Source organism: Mesorhizobium sp. M1E.F.Ca.ET.045.02.1.1 (assembly GCF_003952485.1).
Classification (GTDB): Bacteria; Pseudomonadota; Alphaproteobacteria; order Rhizobiales; family Rhizobiaceae; genus Mesorhizobium.
Map to the genome: position 1 here is coordinate 6,316,649 of NZ_CP034447.1, position 17,256 is coordinate 6,333,904.

The 17,256-nt window shown below is 65.5% G+C and carries 13 protein-coding genes and 2 pseudogenes; 7 read left to right on the forward strand and 8 right to left on the reverse strand.

Annotation, left to right across the window (positions count from 1 at the left end; translation table 11 throughout):
• Positions 1-76 precede the first annotated feature (76 nt).
• Positions 77-559 carry a hypothetical protein gene (locus EJ070_RS30835; RefSeq protein ID WP_126094728.1) on the forward strand — a complete coding sequence of 161 codons (483 nt, stop codon included), beginning with the start codon at positions 77-79 and terminating at the stop codon, positions 557-559.
• 39 nt (positions 560-598) lie between these two features.
• Here the strand turns inward: EJ070_RS30835 and EJ070_RS30840 are convergent, their stop codons facing one another.
• Positions 599-1,030: a nuclear transport factor 2 family protein gene (locus tag EJ070_RS30840; RefSeq protein WP_126094729.1), complete on the reverse strand. Its 432-nt coding sequence runs from the start codon at positions 1,028-1,030 to the stop codon at positions 599-601.
• A 371-nt stretch (positions 1,031-1,401) separates the two neighbouring features.
• Between EJ070_RS30840 and EJ070_RS30845 the strand changes: the two genes are divergently transcribed.
• The 3 genes from EJ070_RS30845 (at position 1,402) to EJ070_RS30855 (ending at position 3,513) form a co-directional block, all read left to right on the forward strand.
• Positions 1,402-1,611: a cold-shock protein gene (locus tag EJ070_RS30845; protein ID WP_126094730.1), complete on the forward strand. Its 210-nt coding sequence runs from the start codon at positions 1,402-1,404 to the stop codon at positions 1,609-1,611.
• A 133-nt stretch (positions 1,612-1,744) separates the two neighbouring features.
• Entirely contained in the window at positions 1,745-1,933 is a 189-nt protein-coding gene (locus tag EJ070_RS30850; RefSeq protein WP_126094731.1) for a hypothetical protein, read from the forward strand.
• A gap of 194 nt (positions 1,934-2,127) precedes the next feature.
• A complete protein-coding gene (locus EJ070_RS30855; RefSeq protein WP_126094732.1) occupies positions 2,128-3,513 on the forward strand; it encodes an FAD-binding oxidoreductase in 1,386 nt (461 codons plus the stop codon).
• A gap of 148 nt (positions 3,514-3,661) precedes the next feature.
• On the opposite strand, the gene EJ070_RS30860 is transcribed toward EJ070_RS30855, so the two are convergent.
• The gene (locus EJ070_RS30860; RefSeq protein WP_189350159.1) at positions 3,662-3,802 is read right to left on the reverse strand and encodes a hypothetical protein; all 141 of its coding nucleotides are present in this window, start codon (positions 3,800-3,802) and stop codon (positions 3,662-3,664) included.
• Between the two features lie 277 nt (positions 3,803-4,079).
• Positions 4,080-4,661, reverse strand: coding sequence for a TetR/AcrR family transcriptional regulator (locus tag EJ070_RS30865; RefSeq protein WP_126094733.1), 582 nt, complete (start codon positions 4,659-4,661; stop codon positions 4,080-4,082).
• 198 nt (positions 4,662-4,859) lie between these two features.
• Here EJ070_RS30865 and EJ070_RS30870 point away from each other — a divergent pair, with 198 nt between their 5' ends.
• Positions 4,860-5,993: an alpha-hydroxy acid oxidase gene (locus EJ070_RS30870; protein ID WP_126095976.1), complete on the forward strand. Its 1,134-nt coding sequence runs from the start codon at positions 4,860-4,862 to the stop codon at positions 5,991-5,993.
• Positions 5,994-6,283: 290 nt separating this feature from the next.
• Here the strand turns inward: EJ070_RS30870 and EJ070_RS30880 are convergent, their stop codons facing one another.
• Complete coding sequence (locus EJ070_RS30880) at positions 6,284-7,105, reverse strand: BA14K family protein (protein ID WP_126094734.1); 822 nt, start codon at positions 7,103-7,105, stop codon at positions 6,284-6,286.
• 471 nt (positions 7,106-7,576) lie between these two features.
• A pseudogene (locus EJ070_RS30885) lies at positions 7,577-8,482 on the reverse strand (KamA family radical SAM protein); the annotation flags it as partial.
• 1,351 nt (positions 8,483-9,833) lie between these two features.
• Between EJ070_RS30885 and EJ070_RS30890 the strand changes: the two are divergent.
• Positions 9,834-11,494: pseudogene (locus EJ070_RS30890) on the forward strand (acyl-CoA synthetase).
• Between the two features lie 257 nt (positions 11,495-11,751).
• A complete protein-coding gene (locus tag EJ070_RS30895) occupies positions 11,752-12,645 on the forward strand; it encodes a hypothetical protein (protein WP_126094736.1) in 894 nt (297 codons plus the stop codon).
• A 65-nt stretch (positions 12,646-12,710) separates the two neighbouring features.
• On the opposite strand, the gene EJ070_RS30900 is transcribed toward EJ070_RS30895, so the two are convergent.
• From EJ070_RS30900 to EJ070_RS30910, 3 genes are all read right to left on the reverse strand, one after another.
• Positions 12,711-14,135, reverse strand: coding sequence for a hypothetical protein (locus EJ070_RS30900; protein WP_126094737.1), 1,425 nt, complete (start codon positions 14,133-14,135; stop codon positions 12,711-12,713).
• 311 nt (positions 14,136-14,446) lie between these two features.
• Positions 14,447-16,069, reverse strand: coding sequence for an ABC-F family ATP-binding cassette domain-containing protein (locus tag EJ070_RS30905; RefSeq protein ID WP_126094738.1), 1,623 nt, complete (start codon positions 16,067-16,069; stop codon positions 14,447-14,449).
• A 263-nt stretch (positions 16,070-16,332) separates the two neighbouring features.
• Positions 16,333-17,076 (reverse strand): 2OG-Fe(II) oxygenase, encoded by a 744-nt coding sequence (locus tag EJ070_RS30910; RefSeq protein WP_126095977.1) that lies wholly within the window; start codon positions 17,074-17,076, stop codon positions 16,333-16,335.
• Between the last annotated feature and the right edge of the window lie 180 nt (positions 17,077-17,256).

The window sequence follows — 17,256 nt, forward strand, 5'->3', positions numbered from 1 at the left end:
TATACGAAGCGATGCTCCACCGGCAGCATCCGGCACGGTTAATTTTCCATTTCCTCCAGAGCAAGGGGACCGGGGCATGCGCAGCAATCAAGCAAGCAGCGAGCGGGCAGGCAGCAGGCGCGCTGGCATTAAGTGGGCAGGCTGGGCAGGCGCAGCAATCGGCGCGCTGTTGCTGCTTGCAGGATGCTCGTCATTCCGCGGCAGGGACACATACCAGACGAGCGCCCTCGCCGCGTATCAGAAGAATGGCATAGATCAATGGCTGACGACGGAGAACGCCAACGAGGTGGTCAACGCGATGGCGGCGAAAGGAATGATCCCGGCGACCATCGACTGCCGGTTCGCCGACGCCACGCCGGGCCAAGTAGCCTACGTATCGAAATTCACCTGGAAGCGGGCGCCTGCAAACACACGCTACCACTGGGAAGTCGGCGACCCGACCTACCTCGCGAGCAAGGAAGTGAGAGCCAACAGGGTTGGTCTGAGGCGGGTGTTTGCGAAAGCGGTGCGGGATGCGGCCACGGGGCAGAAGATTGGGTGCTCGATCTGGGTGGGTTAGGGGTGCTGCGGGCGGAATAAGCGGCGCCAGCGGTTGGGCTCACGGGCCTGCCTTGCTGCTGGTCCCCTTTGGACGGCGGCCGGAGAGGGCTTCGACCGCCTCTTCGATGCCGACCAGCTGCCGTTCGACATCCTCCAGGTACAGCCGCCCGGCAACGATCTTGCCGTCGATGATCTCGAACAGCGTGACCCCGCGCACCTCGAACGGCTGGCCGTCGCGGCGGGTGCCCGACCAATGCCATTCGCTCCAGGTCGTGCCACCGTCTTGGACCGACCGCGCGACCGTGGCGCGGAAGTCGGGTATTCCCGCGAACATGGCCTCCCAGTTGGCACGCATCTGTTCCCGCCCAACGAAGGCCCTGCCCGGGTGCACCGGCTGCACGCTGCGATAGTTCTCGTGGATGAGAGCGGTGACGGCATCGAGGTCGTGTGCGTTCATGGCGCTGACGAGTTGTTCGATCACTTCACTCATCGAATAGCCCCGGACTCATGAGCCGCGCCGATCCAGAGGCCGATGGGCCTAGCCAGGCGATCGGTTTCTCGGAATTCTAGCTGGCTGGTCCGGAGCCGTCCACGATTGCCACGCACCGAAATCAACAGCTTTGGCAAGAGCAAGCGCCATCCGTCGCCTAAGGCCGCCAGGACAAAGGCCATCGATAATATTGTTTGTCAGCGCCTTGCCGCAGCTTGTTCAAGCGCTATGTCTTTCAAATCGATCTTGTTGAACGAATGTTGTTTCCGCGCCGCGGCGCCCTGACGATCTTCCCTCTCAATTTCGAAGACTGCGACGTTTGGCATAACGCCAGACGGCGATGATTTGCGTCGATTTGGAAGGAAAATCGTATGGCAACCGGAACAGTGAAGTTTTTCAACGCCACCAAAGGCTTCGGCTTCATCGAACAGGGCAATGGGCAGCCGGACGTGTTCGTCCATATTTCCGCCGTCGAGCGCGCCGGAATGCGTTCGCTCGCGGAGGGCCAGAAGGTGAGCTTCGACATCGTGAAGGACCAGCGGAACGGCAAGAGCTCCGCGGAGAACCTGCAGGCGGCCTGATGCGGTGCATCCATGGCCTTTGACCGCGGATGTACCGGCATTGGCCTTGGAGCACTTTGGGGGAGCATTTTGGGGAGCATCTGGAGAGGGTCGGGCTTGCCCGGCCTTCTTCGTATCAAACAGCGAGGAGACCATGGCCGAAACGAGTTTGTTCAAGCCGAAGGCGGACGCCAAGAGCGAAGCCACCACGAACACGGCGCGCGCGATCATCGAGCGGGAAGCGGCGGCCCGGCAGGCAAAGACGGAACGGCTTCGCGCGGCAAGGCTCGCGCGCGGGGCGGTTGAAGCGCCGCCGAAGAAAAAGCAGGCCGGGCGAAAATAGCGACAGCGGCACCGGGCATATTCGCGCCAGGCGAAAGTGGTCGTTCCGCAGATGTTGCGTCCAGCCGGTGACGGCGTTGATGGCGCCGTCGCGTGTGAAATCGAGCCCGCCTGTCGGCAACGGCGACGGCACCTGCGTGACTCGGAGGCTCGAGTTCCTCTATAGGATGTCGCTCCCCTCCCCGGAGCCGTCCCATGTCCGCCTCCCTCGTCGCCGAATTGCGCGCCGCCTGCCGCAACGCCACCATCTGGGACGCCGTCGAGCTCGCCGCCCGCGACCCAGGCTTCGACGCCCGCAATTTCGGCGCCTCGGCGCTGGTGCGGCCGCGTGATACCGAGGGCGTGGCAGCACTGGTCGCCTTCTGCGCGGAGCGCGGCATTAGCTTCGTCGCGCAGGGCGGGCGCACCGGGCTTGCGGGCGGGGCGGCGACTTCCGCCGGTCAGGTGATCTGCGACCTCGGCGCCATGAACCGGATCGAGGAGATCGACCCGTCCGCGCGCGTGGCGATCGTTGAGGCCGGCGCGACGCTTGGGCTCCTGCAGGAAGCGGCGGCCCAGCATGGGCTCGACCCCGGCATCGACCTTGCCGCGCGCGGCAGCGCCACCATCGGCGGCATGGTTTCCACCAATGCCGGCGGCATCATGGCCTTCCGCAACGGCACGATGCGCCACCGGGTGCTCGGCTTAGAGGCGGTGCTGCCGGACGGGCGCGTGTTTTCAGACCTCACCCGGGTGCTGAAGACCAGCGCCGGCTACGACCTGAAACACCTCTTCATCGGCGCGGAGGGTACGCTGGGCATCGTCACCCGCGTGGCGCTCCGGCTCGACCCGGTCGCGGGAGCGAGCGCGACCGCGCTGGTCGGCGTGCCAGATGCGCAAAGTGCGCAGCGCATCGTGCGGCATTTCCTTAGGCAAACCGGCACGCGGCTCAGCGCCGCCGAGATCCTGTGGCAGCGCTTTGCCGCTCTCATGCAGCGGACGCTGGGCTATGCGCCCGGCAGCCTGCCGCTGGAGGCGCCCTGCCTGCTGGTGCTCGGGCTCGGCGCCGACAGCATGGAGGCGGCGCGAGCTGCGCTCGAGGACGGGTTGGCGGCGGTCTGGGACGAGGCCGGCATCATCGACGGGCTGGTGGCGAGCTCCGACGCACAGGCGGAAGCAATCTGGCGGCTGCGCGAGGAGACCGAGCAGATCGAGCGCATGCACCATCTGCCGCCTTCATTCGACGTGTCAGTGCCGGGCGGCGCGCTGGACGACTATGTGGCGCGCATCGAGGCGGGGCTGAAGCGGGTCGACGCCTCATACGCGCCTTACGTGTTCGGCCATCTCGCCGACGGCAATCTGCACATCTCCATCAACACCGACGGGCCGGTCCCGCATGAGCGGCACGCGGCGATCGAGGACGTGCTCTATGAGGGGCTTTGCGAAGCCGGCGGCTCGTTCTCGGCCGAGCACGGGGTGGGGCTCGACAAGCGCGACGCCTATGAGCGCCACGCCGACCCGGTGAAGCGGGAATTGGCGCGGAAGGTGAAGGCGATGATCGATCCGGGCAACGTGATGAATCCGGGGAAGGTTGTCGGCTGAGGTGGCGCCTTTTCCTCGCCCCCACGGAGTGGGGGAGAGGTGGCTCGGCGAAGCCGAGACGGAGCGGGGGAACTCCCTACAAAGGCCCCCTCTCCGGCTCGCTGCGCTCGGCCCCTCGCCTCCGCCAAGGCGAGGGGCCAAAGGCGATTCACGCCGCCAATTGCACCTCGCGCGCCGCCGCGATCATGACCCCGGCGAGCAGGCCGTAAGCGGCTTCCCAGGCTTCGCGCACGTCAGCCGTGAAGGCAGGGCCAAGGCCCCGGGTCGAGCGTCTCCTGGAGTCTGACATGCGCGACAATCGCCTCCGGCCGTTTCGCGGGAATGCCGGGTGACACGGCGAAGTGTTTCAGGCTTGTCTCCGCGCGGTATCCGATAGCGGGAGGAGGTTACTCGCGCCCAGCGCGAGAAATCATGCACCGCCGGCGGACAGCACCCCCTCTGGTCTGCCGACCATCTCCCCGCAAGGAGGAAGATCAGATGGCGCGTCGGCTCTCGCCAATCCCCCCTTGCGGGAGATGTCCGCCGGGACATTGGGGATCACGGCGCCAGCCCGGATACGCACCCCTTCACGGGGGCGAGGAATCCAGACTGACCAGCCGCTTCGCCGCCTCCGCCGCGGCCGTGCAGTAGCTCGGGTCGCCATGGATCAGGATCATCACCATGGCGCCTTCGATCAAAAGGGCCAGCTCGCGCGCCCGCGTTTTCGGGGCCGGCACTTTCGCCTGGCCAAGCAGCGTCTCCAGGTGCCGCTCCATCAACGCCTTGTGCTGGCGGGCGATGGCGCGCGCGGGGTGACCTGACAGGTCGGCAAGCTCGATGGCCAGCCGGGTGAAGCCCGAGCCAGCCCAGCGCGGCTTGGACGACCATTTCACCAGGCCTTCGAACAGCTTGTCGATCAGCTCGGCCGCGCTGCCCGAAAGGTCGATGCCGTAGTTCTGGAAGTCTGCGAAGGTGCGCTCGTGCTGCGAGGCGAGCACGGCGGTCAGCAGCGCGTCCTTGCTGTCGAAGTGATTGTAGAGCGTGCGCTTGGTGACGCCCGCCGCCTCCGCGATCTCGTCCATGCCGACGCGGAAGAAGCCCCGGCGGCGAAACAGCTTGTAGGCCGCCTGCAGTATTTCGGGCCTCGTCTCTTCGGACGCTCTGGGCATGGGGCGCTGCCGTGGCCGTTGAAAGTATACTTGCTAGTGAATTTACATCGGCGGGCAAGCGGCCTTCAATCATCGGTGCAAGCTAATATTCGATGGGAGGCGACCATGGAAAGAGTAGTCCCCACGGCGCTCGATGTCCCGACAGGGATGGTGACGCTGCCTGATGCGATCGGGGCAGCCCCGGCGGCGCCAAGGCTGATGACGGACATGACCTGCATCGAGGACCTGCGCCGGGCGGCGCGCCGCCGGGTGCCGCGCGTCTTCTTCGACTATGCCGAGGCCGGCTCCTATGCCGAGCAGACGCTGCGCACCAACCGCGCCGACCTCGAGCGCATCACGTTCAGGCAGCGCGTGCTGGTCGATGTCGAGCAGCGCGACACGGCAACCACGATCCTCGGCGAGAAGGTATCGCTGCCGGTGGCGCTGGCGCCGATCGGCCTCGGCGGCATGCAATGGGCCGATGGCGAGATCCTTGCCTGCCGCGCGGCAAAGGCTGCCGGCATACCCTATACGATGAGCACGATGTCGATCTCATCGATCGAGGACGTCGCGCAAGCCGTCGGCAAGCCATTCTGGTTCCAGCTCTATGTGATGAAGGACCGCGGCTTCGTGCGAGCGCTCGCCGAGCGGGCGCTTGCCGCGCGCTGCAGCGCGCTGGTGCTCACCGTCGACCTGCAGGTGCTGGGCCAGCGCCACGTCGACATCAGGAACGGGCTTTCGGTGCCGCCGGCGCTGAAAGTCCGCACGATCCTCGACATTGCCAGCCGGCCGGCCTGGGCGGCCCGGATGCTCACGGCAAGGCGCTGGACCTTCGGCAACCTCGCCGGTCATGTGAAGGGCGAGGACAACATCAAGGCGGTGGCCGACTGGGTGGCGCACCAGTTCGACGCGACGCTGAGCTGGAGCGACGTCGAGTGGATCCGCAGCATCTGGCCGGGCAAGCTGATCCTCAAGGGCATCCTCAATGTCGACGACGCGCGCTCCGCCAGCAAGGCCGGCGCCGACGCCATCGTGGTCTCCAACCATGGCGGCCGGCAGCTCGACGGCGCGCCGTCCACCATCTCGATGCTGCCGAGGATCGCCGAGGCGGTGGGCTCGGAGGTCGAGGTGCTGTTCGACGGCGGCGTGCGCTCGGGCCAGGATGTGATGCGTGCCCTAGCCTTGGGCGCCCGCGCCTGCCTGGTCGGACGCGCCTATGTCTACGGCCTCGGCGCCGGCGGCGAAGCGGGCGTGGCGACAGCCATCGAGATCCTGCGCAAGGAGCTGTCGGTCACCATGGCGCTGACGGGAACACGCAGCATCGCGGAGATCGACGGCAGGGTGCTGAATTAGGGTGGCGCGCTCCCTTCTCCCGTTCACGGGGAGAAGGTGCCCGCAGGGCGGATGAGGGGCGGAGCGAGCATCAGAGACGCCGGCGGGACAGCACCCCCCTCTGGTCTGCCGACCATCTCCCCCGCAAGGGGGGAGATTGGCAGCTTTGGCGACGACGCCTTCCTTTTTACAATTGGCGATTGGCGAAAGCCGGTGCGACACCCAATCTCCCCCCTTGCGGGGGAGATGTCCGGTAGGACAGAGGGGGGTGCCTCGCGCTGGCCTTGCAGGTGATCACCGCGAAGAAGCCCCTACTCGCACTCCCGGCGCGGGCCGCCGTCGAAGGGCTGGTAGGTGTTGTCCTGCGGATTGTAGGTGCGGTAGCGGCTGAAGCAGTCGTCGATGTGGTCGCCCGAAAACTGCGGGCCCAGGAGCCGATCCCTGGGAGTCTGTTCCTCCGGCGAAATCTCCTCCGGCGGGCCGCCATAGGTGGTGGCGTAGCCGTCGCGTGTCGGGGCGTAGCCTTCCATCTCGGCCTGGTCGTCGATCACCTGGCCTTGATCGGTCTGCTCATTCTGGGTCGCGTCGGTCGAGGCGGTGCTGTCGCCGCCGGGATCGAAATAGGGCGAGACGCAGGGCCGCAGTTCGCCGCTGTAGGAGCGGTAGCTGTTTTCTTCCGAGCGGTAGCTGCGATAGCGGTTGGCGCACCATTCGAGATGGGCGGCGGGCAACCGTGCCTGCTGCTGGGCCGGCGCATCCGCCTGCCGGGAAGGCTCAGCCGCATTGGCGTCGGGCGCGGGCAGGCCGGGCTGGGAGACATCGGGCAATGGCTGCAATTGCCGCGGCGCGGGCGCCGGCGTCGCGAGGGCTGCGGTCTGCGTGCTATTCGCCTTGGCCGTCGCGTCCGCCTTGGCGGGCGCGCCGGCCGCCTGCTGGGCGGGAATACGTTCGAGCCCCTGCCTTGCCGGATCGACCGGCCGGGCGTCCTTGGTCCACAGCTCTGAGACACCGATCGCCGGCGTTGCCTGGCGCACCGGCTTGGCGGCGAGCAGCCAGGTGGCGAAGGCGAGCCCGCTGGCAAACACCGCCAAGGTGAACACGAAACCAGCGACAATTCCCAACAAAGCCTTCACGCCGCGTTCCTTCAGCCCCGCTTAAAGAATGGCGCGGCGTGGATCCGGTTCCCACGAGAAGAGGGCAATGTTGAGGCCCGCCGAGGCAGGAAACGGGAGAGCCCCGCGTGCTCCGGGGAGAAGCAGGCGGGGCTCAAGGATCGCTAGGGGGACCTAGCTAAGGGACTTATTCAGCTAAGGACTTTTGATGATCCAAAAGGATCGATGACAGTATCGGGGTTTTTGCGGGCCGCCGCATCGTGCAAACGAAGGAATAAAGCAAGCGATCCTTCGTTCACATGGTGCGGTCGTGACGGCACCGTCCCATGCTTGCGTCAGCCGGCGGCCACTACCACCACCCCCCGCCGGTTAGGCCCGGCAGCCGGCATATTGCCCCCAACAGGGCTGCCGGGCCGCCCCTTGGAGCAATTCCAGGAAAAGTGCGAAGCGATTTTCCGTTCGGAATTGCTCTAGTGGCCACAAGCCCGCGCTTCAGAGGTCGGTCACCACCTCGGTATACGCCCTCACCACGCCATCCTGCCCGCGAATGCGCCACGTCTCACCCTCCCGCCCTTCGATGTGGCTGGCCGCCAGCGGCACCTTGCCGCCGCCATCGGGCAGGTCGATGACATAGGTCGGGTTGCAGATGCCGGAGAGCCGGGCGCGCAGTTCGGCGACCAGCGCCTGGCCTTCCTCGATCGTGGCGCGGCGATGCGCCATGCCGCGCGCCAGGTCGCCATGGTGCAGGTAGTAGGGCTTGACGCCGAGCCGGTACATCAGCTCGCGGCAGAGTTCTTCTAGCACCTCGACATTGTCGTTGACGCCTTTGAGCAAAACGCTCTGGTTGAGCAGCACGAAACCCGCCTGCCGCATCGTCCGGCAGGCCGTTTCGGCTTCGGCGGTGATCTCGCGGGGATGGTTGAAGTGGGCCACCACCGTCACCAACAACCTGCTCTGCAGGGTGGCGACCAACCCAGCCGTGATGCGCGACGGCAGCGCCACCGGCACGCGGGTGTGGATGCGTAAGAGCCGCACATGCGGCAGCGCCTCGATGCGGGCGCGGATTTCGGCAAGTGCCTTGTCGGGCAGCGACAGCGGATCGCCGCCGGTCAGGATCACCTCGCGGATCTCGGGGTGGCCGGCGATGTATGCCAGCGCCGGCTCCAGCGCCTCGCGCGTATAGCCGCGGCCGATCGACGTCAGCGACTCCTTCCGGAAGCAGAAGCGGCAATAGACCGCGCATTGATAGGTCGGGAACAAAAGCACGCGGTCGGCATGGCGATGCGTCAGCCTGGGCACCGGGCTGAATTCGTGGTCGCCGATCGGGTCGTCGAGCTCGCCCTCGGTTGCCACGAGTTCCTCCGGCGACGGGATCACCTGTGCGCGGATCGGGTCCGCGCTGTGAACTTCTGCCTAATCCCGGGATCTCCAACCGACCGCTTCTTTCTTGCCGTCGATCTGGTACCTGAGATCGGCACCTTCTTTAACCCTGGTCGGTTCGAGGCTTGGCTATGGTTCGATAGCTTTCCGTGCCGCCATACGTTGGAGGATGTGCTTGCCGGTACCAGCCCGGCATGTGGGCTGCCCCGCGCCATGAAAGCGCGAAGGGAAGGGGGCGATGTGCGTTACGGCGCATCGAGGCCGCCGCGGCGCCGGTTGAAGGAGTTCGCACCGGCCAGCGACCAGCCGAAAGTCTGCTTGTCGGCTTAGACGGTGTTCCCGCCTGTCCGTCGTCCGACGATAATATGGTCCCGCGGCCGGTAGCATCCAAAGAATTGCCGTCCGCCATCGGTAGGCCGGAGGTTGGATGATCTGCAGGCAGCCAAGCCACCTGCCGCCGCAAGAGGTTGGCAGTGCCATCCGAATTCGGAGCCGGTCACACGACGGGTAGTGCCGCGTCGCAGGATTGATGTCTGATGTGACATAGGGCCAGACGCGCATGCAGATCGTCGCATAAAACCTCGATTTGCGTCGGCGGTTTCTGAGGGTACCTGGTTCAAAGCGGCGGCGGTCTTGATGGGTGACATCAATGCGTCGAAACGGCCGACAGGCACGAACGTCGCACCCGGTCTCTAGGCAATTCTCGAAATAATTGTCGCAGAGTACCATATTTGTGCCACCTACCTGGTTGCCATTGGGCTCCTCCCGAGCGTGAGGCGGCGTCGGCGTATCGCCGTTTATCCGGTCGGCCACGACCAGAGAGCGCAGAGCGCGTGTCACCAGTTGTTTCAGAACGGCAAACAGCCCAATAAAACGAACGAGCGGCGCGCTAGACCAGTCCATCCACGCTACGGCCGTCGCCCGGTACTGTCAAGCGCGATCGGAAGCGAGACGTCGCCGATTCTCCATCCTGCCGCGCCCAAGAAAATTGCCGTGCAACTGTTCCGCGCATTCTTTCTGGCCGCCCTCGCCGCTCCCGGGCTCTGAGGGTGAAGCCCGACAGGGTTAGGAAGCTGGCGTTCCCGCCCACCCCCCTCTGGCCTGGCCGGCCATTCTCCCCCGCAAGGGGGGAGATCGGGATGTCGCCGCGCGTTTTCGCCAATCTCCAGCGTTGCAAGGAAGGCGCCGCCATTCGAACTGCCAATCTCCCCCCTTGCGGGGGAGATGTCCGGCAGGACAGAGGGGGTGTGACGGAACGCCGACCTCGCTCCCCTCGACTTTCGCCGCAATCGACCCGAGCCATCTTTTCGGGCAATCTCTCCTCCTGTCCACGCCATGGGGCGGCGGCGTGCGGCCGAGGGAGGATTCCATGACCGAAATGCGTACGGCGACGCCGCGCTATGAGGACGCCGTCCAGCGCTTCCGTATCGAGGACGAGATCGCAAAACTTCACGGCGATCCGGCGAGCGGCATCAACGCCTATGTCGAATGCTGCGGCCGCTACACGGGAGAGAACCGGCTGGCGCTGCGCGCGATCTCCGGCGACCGGCCGAGCTCGGCGAATTCACCTTCGACGATCTCGCCGACATGTCGGGCCGCGTCGGCAATCTTCTGAAAGAGCTTGGCGTGCGCCCCGGCGATGTCGTTGCCGGCATGCTGCCGCGCATCCCGGAATTGGTGGCGCTGATCCTCGGCGCATGGCGCGTCGGTGCCGTCTACCAGCCGCTGTTCACCGCGTTCGGCCCGAAGGCGATCGAGCATCGGCTGGGCTATAGCCACGCCAAGCTGGTGGTGACCAACCCCGCCAACCACGGCAAGCTCGACGAGGTGGAAAACCATCCGCGCATCGCGACCGTCCTTGGCGCCGGCGATACCCTCCCCGCGGGCGACATCGATTTCCGCGCCGCCCTGGCCGCCGCCTCTCCCGATTGCGAGCCCGTGATGCGCAAAGGCTCCGACCTGTTCATGATGATGTCGACTTCCGGCACGACGGGGCACCCGAAAGGCGTGCCGGTGCCGCTCAACGCCCTGCTCGCCTTCGGCGCCTATATGCGCGACGCGATCGGGCTTCGCGCCGACGACGTGTTCTGGAACATCGCCGACCCGGGCTGGGCCTATGGGCTCTACTACGCCATCGCCGGGCCCTTGCAGCTCGGGATCGCCACCACCTTCTACGAAGGCGCCTTCAACGCCAAAAGCACCTACGACATCATCGAGCGTCTGGGCGTCACCAGCCTCGCCGGCTCGCCCACCGCCTATCGCCTGCTGATGGCGGAGGGGCCTGAGGCAGCCGCCCGCGTCAAGGGCAGGCTGCGCGTGGTGAGCAGCGCCGGCGAGCCGCTCAATCCGGAGGTGATCCGCTGGTTCGACGCCCATCTCGCCGCCCCCATCCACGACCATTACGGCCAGACCGAGAACGGCATGATGGTCAACAACCACCACGGACTGGCCCATCTCGTCCGCGCGGGCTCGGCCGGCTTCGCCATGCCGGGCTACCGCATGGTGGTGCTCGACGAAGCGGGCAACGAGCTCGGCCCCAACCAGCCGGGCGTGCTTGCCGTCGATATCGCGAACTCGCCGCTGCGCTGGTTCGACGGCTACCACCAGGCGGCGACGCCGGCGATATCGGGCGGCTATTACCGCACCGGCGACACGGTGGAGTATGAGCCGGACGGCTCGGTCTCCTTCATCGGCAGGGCGGACGACGTCATCACCTCGTCCGGCTACCGCATCGGACCGTTCGACGTCGAAAGCGCGCTGATCGAGCATCCGGCCGTCAACGAGGCGGCGGTCGTCGGCGTACCCGATCCGCAGCGTACCGAGATCGTCAAGGCCTTCGTCGTGCTGGCGCCGGCCTTCAAGGGCAGCGAAGCGCTTGGCGAGGAGCTCGCCCAGCACGTGAAGAAGCGGCTTTCGGCGCATTCCTATCCGCGCGAGGTCGAGTTCGTCGGCGAGCTGCCGAAGACGCCAAGCGGCAAGATCCAGCGGTTTCTGCTCAGGAAGGCGGAGGTGGAGAAGCGGAAGGGGTGATGTTGCCGATCTCCCCCCTCGAGGGGGAGATGTCGCCGAAGGCGACAGAGGGGTCGTCTCACATAGATCGCCAGCGTCGTCTCGCGCCGCGAAAGGCGTCGGCGCCCCACGCGCGGCGCCCCCCTCTGGCCGCTTCGCGGCCATCTCCCCCTCGAGGGGGGAGATCTACGGCGCCACGCGCTCAGTCTTTTTTTAGCCTAATCTTGTCTTCAAATGTGCGTATGTCATTGGGATAGAACGGGCGCGAGGGTTACATCATGCGGTTGATCTGGACGCTTCTCTTTGCGCTTGCAGGCAGCGTGACTTTCGCCGCCTCGCCGGAGGACGACTATATCGCGGCACGCGACAAGGCGATTTCCGACATCGCGGCGCAGGAAAGCTCGAATGCCGCCGTGGAAGCGCTCGATGCCGCCAACGAGAAGGCGCGTGCCGATCTCGAAAAGCGCCTGTCCGCCCTGCTCGGCCCGCTCTCGGTCAAGGATTTTCCAGCGACCGGCACGATCAATCTCGAAAGCCTCAGCGCTTCCGACATCGGCTTCGGCATGCTCGACGGGCTGCGATACGCCAATAGCGACGAGGGCCCAAGCATCGTGGCGACGACGCGGGGGCTCGCCGAACGCTGGCTGCAGTCCAAGGCCGACGAGGACGATGAAAGCCTCAAGCTGCCAACCGGCCTCGGCGAGGCGCTGAAGCTCGATGGCTTCTACGCCCAGGCCATCGGCAGCGACGCCGCTTTCGTCAAGACGCTCGACTTTGCGCTGAAGAAGCCGGAAGGCGCCGACATCGCCATCGCTCGGCTCGGCGGCTGGACGCAGGACGTCGGGCCGATCTACGACCAGCAGGTCGTCGTCGCGGTCGTCAAGGGCGATCGCGTCCTGATCGCCGAGGCGCCGGCGGCTCCTGCCGTTCCAAAGATTGCGGCCTGCGAGGCCTTGTGGACCGCGGCGGATGCCACCGCGCAGAAATTCCAGCAGGAATATCAGGGTTCGGACCTCAAGGACCAGCAGGCCTATGATTCCGCCAACGCCGCCTGGGAAAAAGGCGACGGCGACTATCGCGCCTGCATGGGCGAGCGCCTGCCGGACGACCCGACCTTCCCGGCGCTGCTTGCTCAGGCGCAGGAGCTTGCCGACCATATGGCCGGCAAGTAGCTATAACTATTTGTTTTTGCGCAATTCCGGAAACCGTTACACACTTTCCCGGAATTGCTCTGATCTCAGCCCGCGTTGAGACGCAGGTTGCGCCGAGGCGTGCGCCGGGCGGTGGGACGCGCCACTTCCGCGATGATGCCGTTCGCGGGAGGCGCAACGTCGCTGCGCGACCTCGCATCCGTCACCCTGTGCAGCCGCTCGTAGGGCAATAGCTCCTTGATGCGGGCGTTCAGCGTCACGATCTCGGCTCGCAGGTCCTCGCATTCCTGCTTCTGGATATCGAGCTGGATCTGGTCGGACGCCTGCTGCAAGGTGAGCTGCGAGAGATTGGTGCTGGCGACCGACAGGTTCTTCTTGTCGATTTCGCTTTCGTCCCTGAGAACGGCCAGCCTTTCTTCCGCGATCTGCCGTTCGGTCACGGCATCGTTCAACTGAACCTTGAGCCTGGTCATCTCGGTCGAGGCTTCGCTCTGGTCGTTCGAGGCCTGCTCGAGGCGGGTTTGTAGTTCCTGGATCTCGGAACGCAATCCGCGGTTCTCGGCATGGCTCCGCGCGAGCTCGGCCGCGCCATCGCTTTCGGCAATGCGGGCCGCCTCGGTTACCTCGGCAAGCTTGGCCTGCGTCGTCTCCAGCGACTTCTGCAGCCGGGCCTCTTCCTTCTCGTGCCTGCCGAGTTGGGCCATCAGGTCGGCGACGCGCGCCGTTTCGTTGGCATGGGTTGCGGCGAACTCGTCGAACTTGTGCCGGGCCTCCGCCTCGCGCTTCTGCGCCTGCTCCAACTCGACGGAAAGGCCGACCTGCTTTTCGCGCAACAGCTTGTTCTCGGCGGCGCGCCTGTCGGCCTCGACGGTCTTGGCGGCCAGCGACTTGACGATCTCGCCGAACTCCGCCTCGCGCTTGGCGCTCTCATTGCCCATCTCGACCAGTTCGAGCCGCACCGCCGCAAGCGCCTCGCGCAGCGACTCCCGGTCCTGGACAAGGCTTGCCTCGCGCTGTTGCCAGGCTTCGGCCGCGCCGTCGCGTTCGCGCTGCTTCCTGGCGGCGTCGAGCAATTGTTCCGACATGGTCTTGTGTTCGGCGCCCAGAGCCGCATTTGCCAGCTCCAGCTCATTGGCGCGGAGCGCATCGCGATGCAGGACATTCAGGATCTCGCGCGTCATCTGGTGCGCGGTGGCGATCTCGCCCAGCCTCGCCTCGATTTCCTCGAGATGGCCCTGTCCGTCACGGAAAAGCCCGGCGACAGCCTCCAGCGCGGCCAGCCGCGTCTGGGTATGCGGCGTCAGCCGAGATGCCGCCGGCTCCGGCTGGCCTTCGGGCGGCGGACCCTCATCGCTTGCCGCCAGCTCCTCCCCGGCGACCGTATCGTCCTCCAAGGACGTCTGTTCGTCAGACGCGAGACATTCCTCGAAGGCCTCGGCCAGATCCGACTGGAGCTCTTGAAATTCCTTGTCTACGTTTTCGGCACGCTTGATCAGGGATTTGAAATTCATAACGCTACACCTCTTACGCTCACTCCCGCCGAATACTTAATGAATTGCTAATCTATCCCTTTACAATCCGTACGGGAAGCCTCCGCGAGACAAACAAAAATTAAGGTTATCGTGGGTTTCCAGACGCTTGCGCGATGTTCCGCCAGCGTCACTTTTTTCAAGCCCGATAAGTGCCTCTTCGGCCTCGCGGGCACCCCTTCAAACGACGGAGCCTGACAAACGAAAAACACATCACGACTGATCGACGATCAATGGGGCAACGTTCCCCGTCCGGGCGCCGGCTGAATTCCACTAAGGCGAGCAGCCTTCCTCTACCCTCTCAGCCCCGGCGCTTCCTGGCCGGTGCGGGCGACATACTCCGTATAGCCGCCGCCATAGGTGTGGATGCCGTCGGGGGTGAGCTCCAGCACACGGTTGGAGAGCGCGGCCAGGAAGTGGCGGTCGTGCGAGACGAAGAGCATCGTGCCTTCGTACTGCGAGAGCGCCTCGATCAGCATCTGCTTGGTCGCTATGTCGAGATGGTTGGTCGGCTCGTCGAGCACCAGGAGGTTGGGCGGATCGAACAGCATCAGCGCCATCACAAGGCGGGCCTTCTCGCCGCCTGAGAGCACGCGGCACTTCTTCTCGATCTCGTCGCCGGAAAAGCCGAAACAGCCGGCCAAAGCCCTGAGCGGCGCCTGGCCGGCCTGCGGGAAATTGTCTTCCAACGTCTGGAAAACGGTGCGCTCGCCGTCGAGCAGCTCCATGGCGTGCTGGGCGAAATAGCCCATCTTGACGCTCGGGCCCCGCGCGACGGTGCCCTGGTCCGGCTCGGAGGCGCCGGCGACCAGCTTCAGAAGCGTCGACTTGCCGGCGCCGTTGACGCCCATCACGCACCAGCGCTCGCGCCGGCGCACCTGGAAGTCGAGGCCGGCATAGATGGTGCGGCTGCCATAGCTCTTATGGATACCCTTCAGCGTCGCCACGTCCTCGCCGCAGCGCGGCGCCGGCTGGAACTCGAAGGCCACCGTCTGGCGCCGCTTCGGCGGCTCGACGCGGTCGATCTTGTCGAGCTTCTTCACCCGGCTCTGCACTTGCGCCGCGTGCGAGGCGCGCGCCTTGAAGCGCTCGATGAAAGCGATCTCCTTGGCAAGCATCGCCTGCTGGCGCTCGAACTGTGCCTGAAGCTGCTTGTCGGCAAGCGCCCGCTGCTCCTGGTAGAATTCGTAATTGCCGGAATAGGAGGTGAGCGCGCCGGCGTCGATCTCGATCACCTTGGAGACGATGCGGTTCATGAACTCGCGGTCGTGCGAGGTCATCAGCAGCGCGCCGTCGTAATCCTTGAGGAATTTTTCGAGCCAGATCAGGCTTTCGAGGTCGAGGTGGTTGCTCGGCTCGTCGAGCAACATGACGTCGGGCCGCATCAAAAGGATGCGGGCGAGCGCGACGCGCATCTTCCAGCCGCCGGAGAGTTTTGCGACGTCGCCGTCCATCATCTCCTGGCTGAAGCCCAGGCCGTCCAGCACCTCGCGGGCGCGGCCGTCCAGCGCATAGCCATCGAGCTCCTCGAAGCGGTGCTGCAACTCGCCGTAGCGCTCGATGATTTCGTCCATCTCGTCGGCGCGCTCAGGATCGCCCATCGCATGCTCGAGTTCGCGCATCTCGGCGGCGACCGCGCTCACCGGGCCGGCGCCCTCCATCACCTCGGCGACGGCGCTCAATCCCCCCATGTCGCCGACATCCTGGCTGAAATAGCCGATGGTCACGCCGCGATCGATCGAGACCTGCCCCTCGTCGGGCTGTTCCTCACCGATGATCATGCGGAACAGCGTCGTCTTGCCGGCGCCATTCGGGCCGACGAGTCCGATCTTCTCGCCCTTCAGCAAGGCGGCCGAGGCTTCGATGAAGACGATCTGACGGCCGTTCTGCTTGCCGATGTTTTCGAGGCGGATCATGGGACGGTCCGGGTAGATGCGCTGAGATGGCGGGATTTGCCCGGGGCATACGCGAATGAGGGAGCGGAGGAAAGAGCGCAAACGCCGCAGATGAGGTGATCTCCCCCCTTGAGGGGGAGATGGCCGGCAGGCCAGAGGGGGTCGTCTCACTTAGAGTGCCGACGTTTTGTCGAAGCGGATAAGAGGCTGGCGCTCCACGCGCGACGACCCCCTCTGTCGCCTTTGGCGACATCTCCCCCTCGAGGGGGGAGATCAGCCGCGCCCTACTTGGCGTCGTGAAAAATGATCCCCACCGTATGCCGCCGCCCCGAGCGCAGGCGGCTGACGCCGTGGCGGAGGTTGACGCGATAGTACCCTTTCGTGCCCTGTACTGGACGGTTGTGCACGGCGAAGATCACCGCATCGCCTTTCCTCAATGGCACCACCTCGGCGCGGCTCTGCATGCGCGGGCGCTGTTCGGTCAGCACGAACTCGCCGCCTTCGAAATCCTCGCCGGGCTGGGACAGAAGGATCGCCACCTGCAGCGGAAAGGCGAGCGCGCCGTAGAGGTCCTGATGCAGGCAGTTGAAGTCGCCGGGGCCGTATTGCAAGAGCAGCGGCGTCGGCTTGGTCTGGCCCTCGTCATGGCAGCGCTTGAGGAAGGCGGCGTGGTCGGAAGGGTAGCGAAGGGCGGCACCCATCTTCTCGTTCCAGTCGTTGGCGACCGTGGCGAGCCGTGGATAGAGTGCGGTGCGCAGGCCTTCGATCAGATCGGGGAGCGGATAGCGGAAATAGCGGTACTCGCCCTTGCCGAAGCCATGGCGGGCCATCACCACATGGCTGCGGAAATGCTCCTCGTGCGGATAGAGCGCGGCGATTTCGGCGCATTCCTCGGGCGACAGCAGGCCGGGCATGACGGCTGAGCCGTGGGTGTTGAGCTCCGAGACCAGAGCGCGCCAGTTCTGCGCGGCGACGCGGGATTCGGCTGAGCGGCTGGTGCGCTTCGTGTTCAGGGAGTGGATGGTAATGGTCGCCTCCTTTGATGTGATCAAAGTGGGGCGGAGGCGATGTCGCGGCCACCCGATTCCTGCGGAGATGGGCGCGGGTTTCCCCTCCCCCCTTGTGGGAGAAGCTGTCGCCGAAGGCGACGGATGAGGAGGATTGGAAGGAGTGAAGCGGTGGCGATTTCAAGCCTATCGCCCGGCTGG

What these genes read in the sequence shown, in the direction of transcription:
- EJ070_RS30835 (WP_126094728.1), top strand. Translation starts at nt 77, where the DNA reads ATGCGCAGCAATCAAGCAAGCAGCGAGCGGGCAGGCAGCAGGCGCGCT.
- EJ070_RS30865 (WP_126094733.1), bottom strand. Translation starts at nt 4,661, where the DNA reads ATGCCCAGAGCGTCCGAAGAGACGAGGCCCGAAATACTGCAGGCGGCC.
- EJ070_RS30895 (WP_126094736.1), top strand. Translation starts at nt 11,752, where the DNA reads ATGCGGTTGATCTGGACGCTTCTCTTTGCGCTTGCAGGCAGCGTGACT.
- EJ070_RS30845 (WP_126094730.1), top strand. Translation starts at nt 1,402, where the DNA reads ATGGCAACCGGAACAGTGAAGTTTTTCAACGCCACCAAAGGCTTCGGC.
- EJ070_RS30850 (WP_126094731.1), top strand. Translation starts at nt 1,745, where the DNA reads ATGGCCGAAACGAGTTTGTTCAAGCCGAAGGCGGACGCCAAGAGCGAA.
- EJ070_RS30900 (WP_126094737.1), bottom strand. Translation starts at nt 14,135, where the DNA reads ATGAATTTCAAATCCCTGATCAAGCGTGCCGAAAACGTAGACAAGGAA.
- EJ070_RS30870 (WP_126095976.1), top strand. Translation starts at nt 4,860, where the DNA reads ATGACGGACATGACCTGCATCGAGGACCTGCGCCGGGCGGCGCGCCGC.
- EJ070_RS30905 (WP_126094738.1), bottom strand. Translation starts at nt 16,069, where the DNA reads ATGATCCGCCTCGAAAACATCGGCAAGCAGAACGGCCGTCAGATCGTC.
- EJ070_RS30855 (WP_126094732.1), top strand. Translation starts at nt 2,128, where the DNA reads ATGTCCGCCTCCCTCGTCGCCGAATTGCGCGCCGCCTGCCGCAACGCC.
- EJ070_RS30840 (WP_126094729.1), bottom strand. Translation starts at nt 1,030, where the DNA reads ATGAGTGAAGTGATCGAACAACTCGTCAGCGCCATGAACGCACACGAC.
- EJ070_RS30860 (WP_189350159.1), bottom strand. Translation starts at nt 3,802, where the DNA reads ATGTCAGACTCCAGGAGACGCTCGACCCGGGGCCTTGGCCCTGCCTTC.